We start from the raw sequence: 10695 nt of genomic DNA on the forward strand, positions 1-10695 counted from the left end.
TGTAGCTGGTACAGGCTCAAGGGGGTCAAACGTGAAAAATCATCACAGATCGGTGAAGGTCCTCAGGCGCGGCGATCTGGCCAAACTGACCGGATGCAACCTCGAGACCATCCGCTACTACGAGAACATCGGCGTCATGCCCGAGCCGCCGCGCACGTCGAAGAATTACCGGGCCTATGACGAGAGCCATGTCGGGCGCCTGCGCTTCATCATGCGGGCGCGCGAGCTGGGGTTCACGCTGGACGAAGTCCGCGATCTGCTCGCATTGGTCGATGGCGGGGTCCAGACCTGCGGTGAGGTGCAGGGTCTTGCAAATTCGCATCTCGCCTCGGTCCGCGCCAAGATCGACGATCTCAAACACATCGAACGCGTGCTGTCCTCCACCGTGGCGCAATGCACCGGTGACGATGTCCCTGAATGCCCTGTGATCGACGCGCTGACGGAGGTGACCTGAAGGGCCATAGTTGAGGACGCCCACGCATGTCAGCCAAGCGGACAATGGTGCCAGCGCCGTTGTTTGCGATCATTCGTTCCGTGCGGAGTCCCGCGTGATCGCCGCATGTTCGGGGACCAGATAGCGCGGCACGATCCACAGATAGGCGGCCATGCCGAAGAGCTCGACGAGCGACTGGAAGACGATGACCACGGCCGCCACGTTCCACTCCGGTCCGAGCGCCAACACCAGCGGAAGTACGACGAAGGAGTTGCGGGTTCCGAGCGAGAAGATGACCGTTCGTCGCCCGCTAGTGGGCAATCCGGCCGCCCGCCCGGTCGCCGCACCGAGAAGTGCTGCGGCGACGAGGTAGGCGACGTAGACGCCCGCCACCTGCGCCAGAACCGGCAGCGCATCCCTTACCGCGTCGACTTGCGAGGCCGCGATCAGGAACACCACGACAGCCAGAAGCGGAACCGGCAGCCAGGCGAGGCGATTTACTATCGCGGCCCGCTCCGGGCGCGCCTCTGCCCAACGCTCCAGCAGGAAAGCCGCTGTGAGCGGCAGCAGGACAAGCGCCGCAAAGACGGCGGCAATGCGGTCGGCGGCGAGAAGCTCAAGGAATGCCTCGCCGAGAAACAGCCAGAGGAAGAGCGGCAGACAGGCGAACTGAACCGCGAGGAGGATCGGTGTCGCGGTCGCGGCACGCACCGCATCGCCGCGACCGAGATGGGTGAATGTGATGAACCAGTCGGTGCAGGGCACCAGCAGCACGACAAGCACCCCGAGCCGAAGCGCAGGATCGTCAGGCAGGAACGCGATCAGCCCCCAGACCAGCAGCGGCACCAGGACAAAGTTGCCGATCAGCATGGTGCCGATGAAACGCCGGTCGCGCGTCGCGCGCGGCAGGTGCGCGAGCGGCATCTGAGCGAAAGTAGTGAAAAGCATAAATCCCAGCACCGGCCACAGCAGCGCTTCTAACACCCCCGCGATACTGGGCGCGAGCGCGCCCAAGACCAGACCGGAGAGGATGGCAGCGAGATATATCCAGGCTTGATGGCGTTCGAGATTTTGCAGCTTTATGTCCTGCCCCTGCTCTTTCCGTCGGCAATTTTCAAGAAGACATCACTGGACAGGCCATTGCGACAACGGCTCGTTCGTCGCTTGGAGCGTTGTATGCTCTGTCCGGTTTATACCCGTAGACCGGTCACGACCCAGTCGACAATGCTTTCATGGTAGTTGTAGACGCGGCGATAGCCGAATTGTCTCAGCCGATCAGCCGAACTCTTTGACCTCGAGCATCTGCAAAACGGTGCTCCTCACCGTTTCAGCCGTGCTGCGGATAGACGCAACATGGGCACCGCACAGATCGCTTCGACAATCAGTTTGTGGCGCGCCACATTCGGAACCGTCCTTGCCCTGTTAGCTCGCGGACCAGATTCCGTGCTTCCATCCAGGCGAGGTTGCGCTGGACAGCGGCGCGGCTGGCTCCGGTCAGGGCCTCGGCCATGGGGGCAGAGACCAGGGGCCATTCGGTCAGCACTTCGCGCAGGGCTGGTGGCGTCTTGCCCGAGAGCGGAGTCATCTCGGCTTCCGCCCGCGCCGACCATGTCTCGATATCGTCGAGGTGACGCATCGCGGTCAGGCATGCCGTTTCCATCCCGTCGAGCCAGCGCGCCAGGCGGTTAGCGGGTGGGCCGCCGGTGCGCAGCGCCCCCGCCCCACCCATGGCCAAGGGTGCGAATATCGCCCCCTCGCCCTCATGCGCGGCAATGCGCGACGCCGTGACCGCCGCTTCCATTCCGTCGCTCTGCTGTTCGAGGCCCGCGAGGCTCCAGAGGTGAAATCCCATGCAGGCACGCGTGATCGGGTGCAGGTCGGCGGCTTGCGCCATCATGTCAAGCCACCCGCCCGCGCGATCCGCGAAGGGCTCGGCTTCATCCACCATGTTCTCGGGGTCACGGCGATCGAGGAAGGCGGACAGGTCCACCTCTGGGCCGGGACCGCCTGTAAGACGCCGCACCGCCCATCCGACACGCGTAAGCGCTGCGGTGTCATCCTGCACGCCGGGCAGGCGCATGGAGATCCAGAGCGCCAGCCGATCCGGGCCAATTCGGTCGCCTGCAAACCAGCTGAGGTCTGCCGCCTCGATCAACGCAAGCCTGTGCCGCCAGCCTTCCGGGCCACGCTTCAGACGGTCGTCTAGCGCCCCGATCCGGCCGGCCACACGGGCAAGGCGGGCAGCATGGCCCGCCTCGGCACGTCGCCAATCGTCGAGAACAGCGGTCTCACGCACTTCGGCCCTAGGTCCGGGCGGCAGATAATGCGGCTCCTCTTCCATCGGACCGGGCAGGAACCACAGGTCGTCCTCTGTCGCAATTGCTTTGCCGTTTCATCAAAAAGTTCTTACAGGATTCCAGTAGGATGAAGCGTAATCCGACGTGGTATTTTACGTTTCGATTTCAATTTTTAGCTCGCGTTTCAACAAGCGAGAAAATGGGGCAGAAGATGGGGTTTAGAAACCGTGGAGCAGCGGGTTCATGACGCTGCGCGAAAACGAAGCGTCTGACGAGGCTTGGGCCAAGGCAACGCGTATTGCGCGCGAGCTGGACCGAATTTTGGACGGGCAAGAGCCTATGCGCCCCGCAGTTTCTCGCGCCGCATCCGAATTGCGTCTCTCGACGCGCCAAGTCTACAACCACCTGCGCCGATATCGTGCCGAGCGCCGGGTGTCTTCGCTGTTGCCAAAGACAGGTGGAGCCAGGCGCGCAAGGATCAGCCCGGCTGTTGAGGAGATCATTTCGGCAACCCTTCGGGAGATGTGGCTTCGGCCCGAGCAACCGGACCTTGCGCCGATTGTCGATGAAATCCGCGCCCGATGCGGCAGCGAAGGACTTGATCCGCCTGCCTATGTCACCGTTTCCAAGCGTATCCCACGACTGTTCACGCCCGAGGAGATTGCACGACGGCGACATTCAGGAGGGAAAAATCTACGGCGCCTGAAACCCCGCCCAGGCTATATCCGGGCCAAACACGCACTCGATGTTGTCCAGATAGACCATACCCCCGCCGACATCCAGTTTGTGGAAGTCATCGACGGTCAGGGCATCTATGTTGGACGCCCCTATCTCACTATCGCAGCCGATGTTGCAACAAGCGCGATTATCGGCTTCTGCCTGACCCTTGAGCAGCCCTCACGCCTGTCGGTCGCCCTCTGTCTGGCGCAGGTGATGTGCCGCAAGGAGGACTGGCTGGCAGCGCGCGACATCAATCATTCCTGGTCAATGTTTGGCCGCCCGAAGAAGATCGTCGTGGATTCCGCCATGGAATTCAGAAGCACCAGTTTCATCCGAGGTTGTGCCGAGTACGGCATTGTAATTCAAAGCCGGAACAAGGGGACCGTCCATCGTGGCGGGGTTGTCGAACGGCTTCTAGGCAAGGTGAATACGGTGCTGCGCTCCCTGCCTGGCAAGACCGGGCGTTCCATCGCGGATCGGGGTGAGTATCTGTCCGAAGACCGTGCGAGGCTGAACTTTGCAGACCTCGAACGCTGTATCGCGCTGGCGATTATCGATCACAATCTTAGCCAGAATGAACGCAAGCTGACGGTCCCGACAATTGCATGGGAACGAAAATGCCGTCAGCCGGATGGCCCGGAAGACAACCCTTTCGATGTTCTGCTCAGCTTTCTCCCGCACAAGACACGCAGGATTTCACCTCAGGGTGTCAGCCTGTTTGCCAATGACTATTTCGACCCATGGATGGGCCCATTGGTCGCCCGCCGTGATCGATTGGATGCTCTCGATGTTCGTTATGATCCTCGGGACATTAGCCACATCTACATCAAGGACCCCGATATAGGAGTCTGGCGCCCTGTGGCGCGTCGGGATGGACTGCTTGAAGCGGTCACCCTCTGGCAGCACAGGGCCGAGAGAAACCGAGCGCGCGAAACTGGTCGGCGCCCGATCGAGGAGAAGACCGCGATCCGCCGCGAAATCGCAGCGACCGTGGATGCCTCAGCAACCAAGAAGCAAAGGCTGAAGGAAATCGCACGGGCCAGGCATGCGGCTCAGGCGCCGAAACCCTACCAGAGCCTGACTCCTGCCCCGACACCCATCCGGGAAACGCCTGACTCTGAGCGCCCGCGCCGCGTCTTTCCGGTTGAGGATTGGTGAAATGATTGATCACCTCCTAGACTCCGCCGCATCACTTCTCGATGCCGGTGACGCGTGCCGCATCGCCCATATCCGGTCGGCCCGTTGGATCAGCCATCCGGTTGCAAGTCGCGCCCATAACGCCATGAGTCTGCTGCTTGATCGGCCAGTAACCTTGCGTCCCAGAGGGCTCTTGCTGACAGGCCCCTATCACAATGGCAAGACGATGATCGCCGAACGCTTTGCGATTGAACATTTGCTGCAGTCAGAACGTCAAAGGATCTGGGTGATCCAGACCCGAGAAGGTGCCGGACTGTCTCACTTCTATGCCAGCATTCTTGCCGGGTTGCGCGCGCCTCAGGCATCTGGTTGGCGGAGCCTGTCGCGCGCGGGCGAGCAGGTGGATCATTTGCTGGACAGCTTGAAACCCCGCCTGCTCATCTTCGATGAGTTTCACAGCGCCCTTCGAGGGCGCCGACAGGACGTGAAATCTATCTTTTCGTTCCTGCGCCGTATCGCACGTGTCCACGACATTTCGCCCGTACTGGTTGGCGAGGTTGCGGTCTATGACGCGGTACACGACACCGAGGAAATGGGATCGCGGTTCGATACGATCCCTATTCCCAGATGGGCGTATGACGAGGATTTCGCGACGCTCCTCGACAGTCTTGAAACCAGCATCCCTCTCGCCCACGCCTCGAACCTGTCGCGACCGTCACTGGCTGAGATCATCCATGAATTGTCAGAGGGCTTGATCGGAGAGGTCGTCGATATCGTGAGTAGCGCGGCCATCAAGGCGATAAGGAACGGCGAGGAACACATTTCTGAAGCGACCATTACCTCGCTTGGTTACACGCCCCTGTCGAAACGCCGAAACGCGCCTTTGCGCCGCGAAATGATGTGAACCAGTCTGCGTCCGAGATCACAGTCACACCAGCGCGCGACTACGGCAATGAGGTGGGGCAAGGCTGGCCCGGCGTTGTTGCACCGGCACGCGGAGAGCTTCTGTCGAGCTGGCTGCATCGGCTGGCCATGGCCAATGGAATTCCACCTCAATATTTTGGGCGGGTTCTGGATGTCGCAGTTGGAGATTGGTCTGCGAAGCTTGACCGAGACCTTCCCGGGCGAATCCTCAGTTTGCTGGTCGAGCGAACCCGGTTGCCCGCCGAGGAGATTGATGGCCTGGCTTTGCACCGCGACCCGCTGGCCCGGTTGCGAGTGCGGCAGATCACAGGATCAGGAGATGCCCGCACATTGACCGCTCGGGTCAATCGCCTGCAATATTGCCCGGCATGCCTGAAAGAGGATCGCGCACCGTTCTTCCGGCGCGGCTGGAGCCTGGCGACGCGCGTTTCCTGCTTTCGGCATGGATGCCGCTTGCGCGATCACTGCCCTGCCTGCGGCGGCGGCATTGCGCCTGCTCGACAGAACCGGCTTCTGCCGCAACATTTCTGCGTCTGGTGCGATGCTGATCTCCGAAAACCCACCCTGCCCGCCGAGTATGATGTGCAGCGTCTCGAACGGCTCATCGACGATTTGCTTCGAATGCATGTTGCAGGACATGGACGGCATGGAAAGACATCCCTGCCCGCCATGCTTGGGGCTGCTTGTTTCACGTTCAATGGCCAGCCGACGTCAATTTCGCGCTTGCCGCACCGGGTCCGCTACGTATTGTTCCGCCAGTTGGCCGATGGAATGACGCACCTCCAAAAACGTTCCGTGCATCCTGCAATTGATCTCTGGACCCGCATTGCACGGGCTGCGCCCAAGCATTCCGACTTGGTGGCGTCATTGAGAGCAGAGATCACGTCACAGATCACACCGGGAACAAAGACGCGCTCCAGACATCCTGATTTGGCGGACTTACGACAGGTCATCGTTCGCCTTCATTCAAACCGCCGCACATCATTGGCAACGGCTATGCCTGCGAATTGATGACCCCTGCATCCTCCATCTGCTCCCGATCGGGCAGGTCCTGCAGCGACTCCAGATCGAACGCGACCAGGAACTGCTCCGTCGTCACATAGGTATAGGGTGCCCCGCGCCGCGGCGACCGTGGCCCGGTGACGATCAATCCACGCGCATGCAATCTTCCGATCAGATCTCGGCTGATCTCTTTGCCGAAGATGTCTTTCAGGCCGTCCCGTGTGATCGGCTGGTGGTAGGCGATGGCGGCCAGGACAGCGACATCGTACTCGCGCAGATCGAGGTCCTGTTCACCTATATCAGCGGCGGTCCGTATCGCCGGGGCGTAGGCGGGCCTCGTCCTCAGCATCCAACCGCCGACGACCTTTGTCACTTCGAATGATCGGCCGTCAAGGTCAGCGGCCAGGTCCTCGATCAGAAGCTCAATCGAAGCTCCTTGCCCTACCACCCGAGCCAGGTCCTCGCGCGGCACCGGCGATGCGCTGGCGAAAAGAACGGCTTCAATCCGCCGCATCCATTCGCGCCAGCGCAATTCGGCTGGCAGATCGTTCAGTTCCCGATCGAAGTCAGTTTCGGCGTGATCCTTGGCCATCGCTCAGATCCCGTAGAGCCGGAACGTGTCGCGGCCGGTCAGCTCGCGCACCGCGCCGAGATCGACCAACCGGTCACAGAGCCGCCGTGCGGACCGGTCCGGTAGTGGGAGGGCCGCAGGCGCGACGGCATCTTGGGTCAGGAACATCGCGACGGCGGCCTCTGCGCCTTTGGCGCGCAGCTTCGGCGCGACCGCTTTGAGATGCGCTGCCCGCCGCGCGAGGTCAGTTGAGAGACGCACGGCATCGACCGCCGATGAGACGAGCGCACGATGACAAGCCGAGCGTAGGTCTTTGCCTCGCTTGCGCATGTTGGCGCGTTTCAGGCCTGCGGCCAGAAGCGGCACGACATGATCCCAACCAAGCGCCTGAGCGAGGGCCGCGTCAGCAAGGAGGAGTGCGGGCACCTCGGCACGGGGGGCATCGTTTAGTACCGCCTCCAGCACCATTGCCGCGCGACCGACCGGTGCCCCCTGCCCGGCATCGAGCCAACTCGCGATCTGATCACCCTGAAGTTCAGGCAGCGCCCGGACCAGAGCTTGCACGGTCACCGGCCTTTCTGTGGCGCGACGCCACGCCAGACAGGTTTCGCCTGCCGGGCCGGGCAGGTCGCCGGGGCGCAGCAGATGGACCACGTCGCGCAGCTCCCCTGCCCGCTCCAGACGACCCGAAAACGCGACACAAGCCTCCGTCGCACGCAGCGCGAGCCTGTCCCGCAGCAAGGCCTGGGGGACAGGATCGTATCCTAACACAAGATGCAGGTGGTTCAGTGCTGCGCCGGACAAAAACGCCACATCTTCAGGGGTTTCGGCGCGTGCCGAGGTGACCCAGGGCGGCATCCGGGGTAAGCTATCAGGGTCGCTGTCGAAGGTTGGGCGGGCATATGTCATGCCACAACACTATTTTGTGGCGGCGCTTTTTGCTACCATATAGTGTAAAAACCGCCCCTCTTTGCCGAACCTTAATACGTCCAATAACCTTGCGTTATCGGACGTAAAACTGATATGCTCGGAAACATGAGCAGTCTCACGAATAACGGCACCAGAATCGAGGATTCCGACGCGTCTGACGCAGAGATTTCGAGCTCAGCGTCCTATGACTCGCTGAACAGTGACGAACACGACGAGAGAACCTCTCGGGACGGAGCCTCAATCGCTCTGCCCGCTCATGTGGCCGGCTCCGGCGCGCTCGACCGGCTGATCGACACCGCGCGCGACTACGCCGAGGCCTCAACAGCTGAGAACACCAACAAGGCCTACTCGGCCGACTGGAAACACTTCACCCGTTGGTGCCGGTTGAAAGGGACGGATCCCCTGCCCCCCTCGCCCGAGATGGTCGGGCTCTATGTGGCGGACCTGGCCGCCGCGACTGGTAAGGCCCCTGCTCTCTCGGTCTCCACCATTGAGCGGCGCCTCTCCGGCCTCGCTTGGAACTACAGGCAGCGCGGGTTCACTCTTGATCGCAAGGACCGCCATGTCGCCACCGTTCTGGCCGGGATTAGGCGCAGACACGCGCGTCCGCCGGTTCAGAAGGAAGCGATCCTGCCCGATGACATCCAGGCCATGGTGGGCACCCTTCCCTATGATCTCCGCGGGCTTCGAGACCGGGCGACCTTACTTCTGGGCTATGCTGGAGGTCTCCGTCGCTCCGAGATCGTGAGCCTTGACGTGCACAAGGATGATACACCGGACTCCGGCGGTTGGATCGAGATTTTCGAAGATGGCGCTCTGCTGACGCTGAACGCCAAGACCGGGTGGCGCGAGGTCGAGGTCGGGCGCGGCTCAAGCGACCAGACCTGTCCTGTCCACGCACTTGAGCAATGGCTGTATTTTGCAAAGATCGACTTCGGGCCGGTCTTCGTGCGAACATCGCGGGATGGCAAACGTGCGCTCGAGGCCCGCCTTTCCGACAAGCACGTCGCACGGCTGATCAAAGCAACCGTTCTGAAGAGCGGCGTCAGATCCGATTTGCCGGAAGCCAAACGGCTGGCAATGTTCTCTGGCCATTCCTTGCGCGCCGGGCTCGCCTCGTCGGCAGAGGTTGATGAGCGTTATGTTCAAAAGCAACTCGGACATGCGTCGGCCGAGATGACCCGGCGCTACCAGCGCAGGCGCGACAGGTTCAGGGTGAACCTGACCAAAGCCGCAGGGCTGTGAAGCTCAGGAATCTTGACGCGTTGGTGAAGCGCTAAGATGAAATTCCAGCGCTTCAGTTTCAGCTTACGGCTTCAATTGAAATCAGGAACTAAACGCGACATCCTCAGAAGTCTCTTCAAGCTCCTCCGCATCCTCAAGAGGATCATCAAAAATATTACACTTTATAAATGCTTGAGGCTCCATATGTGCAAAATACGGAACTTTTGCGTTTTACCCAAGGGTTTTGTCAGGGTGCGCCTACACACTTTATATAGCACGCGCGCGCAATGGTCTGCGAGAGCTCGCTGATCGCGCTCAGCGTAAGGGAACCAAGGGCTTTGTACTGAACAGCCCCACAGAGCCCGCACTTGCATTCGCTTACAAACGGTCGTTTATTAGTAATATATGAAACTGCAAAAGGCAGAATTTGATGCCCCTAATCGGTTATGCCCGCGTATCGACCGAGGATCAGACCCCCCTGCCCCAATCGCAGGCCCTGAAATCCGCGGGTTGCGCCGAGATCCATGAAGAACAGGCCTCGGGCGGCAATCGTGCGCGGCCGGTGCTTGCGCGGGTGTTGGAACGCATCGGCAAAGGCGACACGCTGGTCGTCGTTCGGATCGACCGACTGGCGCGGTCGCTGTCGCATCTGCTGGAGGTGATCGAACGGCTTGAGGCAAAGGGCGCATTCTTCCGCTCGATCGAGGATCCGATCGACACCGCATCCCCGCAGGGCAAGTTCACGTTGCAAGTACTGGGGGCTGCGGCCGAGTTCGAACGCGCCCTGATCCGGGAACGCACCAAGGCCGGCCTTGCCAGCGCACGCACAAAGGGCCGCATTGGCGGGAACCCTGGGCTGCGGGCCAAAGACCCTGCCGCTCTTCGCAAGGTGCGACTGGCGCGACAGGACGGCTACATTGAGCGTCTGAACGAAACGGCACAAGATTGGGTGCCTCATGTGCGCCGGTTGCGCCCCGACTTGGCCTGGGAAGACGTGTTGCGCATCATCAACGGCCCCCTGCCCGAGGCGCGTCGCTGGAACCAAAGCCGCCTTCAACGCGCCGTGAAGGCCTATGTCCGCGACGGCTTCCTGCCCGAGACAGTTTTGGCCCGCGCCGGTCGCCGCGAAACCGACGACCGTCTGCCCGCCATCGTCGCCGCCATCAAGGGCGCGGATCCCGGCATTACGCTCCAGGCGATCTGCACCCGGCTGGAAGCGATGCGCGAGCGCACGCCCCGCGGAAGGTCCAAGTGGCAGCCGTCATCGGTGAAAATGCTTCTGGAACGCGCTGAGAAACTTGGGTTGCTTGACTGAATTGAGTAGTGCCTGCGCTTGTGTCTGTGTGGTTGAACCACACCATATCTAGAAAGAGCTTGCACGAATCTGATAGCTCGGGCAATAGTCTCGATAAATAACGCGCGGTCATATAAAAAACGCGCCCACGAATCGAGGCAGA

The 10695-nt window shown here is 61.3% G+C and carries 10 protein-coding genes; 6 read left to right on the forward strand and 4 right to left on the reverse strand.

Features of this window, described 5'->3' with window-relative positions; all coding sequences use genetic code 11:
• Positions 1-52: 52 nt before the first annotated feature.
• Positions 53-454, forward strand: coding sequence for a MerR family transcriptional regulator (locus G8E03_RS16785; RefSeq protein WP_166195387.1), 402 nt, complete (start codon positions 53-55; stop codon positions 452-454).
• A gap of 69 nt (positions 455-523) precedes the next feature.
• Here the strand turns inward: G8E03_RS16785 and G8E03_RS16790 are convergent, their stop codons facing one another.
• Both G8E03_RS16790 and G8E03_RS16795 read right to left on the reverse strand, forming a co-directional pair.
• Complete coding sequence (locus G8E03_RS16790) at positions 524-1516, reverse strand: arsenic resistance protein (RefSeq protein ID WP_166195390.1); 993 nt, start codon at positions 1514-1516, stop codon at positions 524-526.
• A 298-nt stretch (positions 1517-1814) separates the two neighbouring features.
• Positions 1815-2774: a hypothetical protein gene (locus G8E03_RS16795; RefSeq protein WP_240910504.1), complete on the reverse strand. Its 960-nt coding sequence runs from the start codon at positions 2772-2774 to the stop codon at positions 1815-1817.
• Between the two features lie 199 nt (positions 2775-2973).
• On the opposite strand from G8E03_RS16795, the gene G8E03_RS16800 reads away from it, so the two are divergent.
• From G8E03_RS16800 to G8E03_RS16810, 3 genes are read left to right on the forward strand one after another with little or no spacing between them, the layout of a single operon-like run.
• The gene (locus G8E03_RS16800; protein ID WP_166195334.1) at positions 2974-4608 is read left to right on the forward strand and encodes a Mu transposase C-terminal domain-containing protein; all 1635 of its coding nucleotides are present in this window, start codon (positions 2974-2976) and stop codon (positions 4606-4608) included.
• A gap of 1 nt (position 4609) precedes the next feature.
• A complete protein-coding gene (locus G8E03_RS16805; protein WP_166195337.1) occupies positions 4610-5491 on the forward strand; it encodes a TniB family NTP-binding protein in 882 nt (293 codons plus the stop codon).
• Positions 5488-6522 (forward strand): TniQ family protein, encoded by a 1035-nt coding sequence (locus G8E03_RS16810; protein WP_166195340.1) that lies wholly within the window; start codon positions 5488-5490, stop codon positions 6520-6522. Before G8E03_RS16805 ends, G8E03_RS16810 begins: the two co-directional genes overlap by 4 nt.
• On the opposite strand, the gene scpB is transcribed toward G8E03_RS16810, so the two are convergent.
• Positions 6506-7105 carry an SMC-Scp complex subunit ScpB gene (scpB, locus tag G8E03_RS16815; RefSeq protein WP_166195343.1) on the reverse strand — a complete coding sequence of 200 codons (600 nt, stop codon included), beginning with the start codon at positions 7103-7105 and terminating at the stop codon, positions 6506-6508. The two genes, G8E03_RS16810 and scpB, sit on opposite strands and share 17 nt — an antisense overlap.
• Before the next feature lie 3 nt (positions 7106-7108).
• Positions 7109-7993: a DUF1403 family protein gene (locus G8E03_RS16820; protein ID WP_166195346.1), complete on the reverse strand. Its 885-nt coding sequence runs from the start codon at positions 7991-7993 to the stop codon at positions 7109-7111.
• A gap of 126 nt (positions 7994-8119) precedes the next feature.
• Between G8E03_RS16820 and G8E03_RS16825 the strand changes: the two genes are divergently transcribed.
• Together G8E03_RS16825 and G8E03_RS16830 are read left to right on the forward strand one after the other, a co-directional pair.
• Positions 8120-9259, forward strand: coding sequence for a tyrosine-type recombinase/integrase (locus G8E03_RS16825; RefSeq protein WP_240910505.1), 1140 nt, complete (start codon positions 8120-8122; stop codon positions 9257-9259).
• A gap of 409 nt (positions 9260-9668) precedes the next feature.
• Positions 9669-10553 carry a recombinase family protein gene (locus G8E03_RS16830; RefSeq protein WP_120352620.1) on the forward strand — a complete coding sequence of 295 codons (885 nt, stop codon included), beginning with the start codon at positions 9669-9671 and terminating at the stop codon, positions 10551-10553.
• The last annotated feature ends 142 nt before the right edge of the window (positions 10554-10695 follow it).

This window comes from Pontivivens nitratireducens (assembly GCF_011290545.1).
In the GTDB taxonomy this organism is placed as follows: Bacteria; Pseudomonadota; Alphaproteobacteria; order Rhodobacterales; family Rhodobacteraceae; genus Pontivivens; species Pontivivens nitratireducens.

Bases quoted from the DNA above. Each gene is read 5' to 3' on its own strand.
- G8E03_RS16825 (WP_240910505.1), top strand. From the start codon at position 8,120: ATGAGCAGTCTCACGAATAACGGCACCAGAATCGAGGATTCCGACGCG.
- G8E03_RS16800 (WP_166195334.1), top strand. From the start codon at position 2,974: ATGACGCTGCGCGAAAACGAAGCGTCTGACGAGGCTTGGGCCAAGGCA.
- G8E03_RS16805 (WP_166195337.1), top strand. From the start codon at position 4,610: ATGATTGATCACCTCCTAGACTCCGCCGCATCACTTCTCGATGCCGGT.
- G8E03_RS16795 (WP_240910504.1), bottom strand. From the start codon at position 2,774: ATGGAAGAGGAGCCGCATTATCTGCCGCCCGGACCTAGGGCCGAAGTG.
- scpB (WP_166195343.1), bottom strand. From the start codon at position 7,105: ATGGCCAAGGATCACGCCGAAACTGACTTCGATCGGGAACTGAACGAT.
- G8E03_RS16820 (WP_166195346.1), bottom strand. From the start codon at position 7,993: ATGACATATGCCCGCCCAACCTTCGACAGCGACCCTGATAGCTTACCC.
- G8E03_RS16830 (WP_120352620.1), top strand. From the start codon at position 9,669: ATGCCCCTAATCGGTTATGCCCGCGTATCGACCGAGGATCAGACCCCC.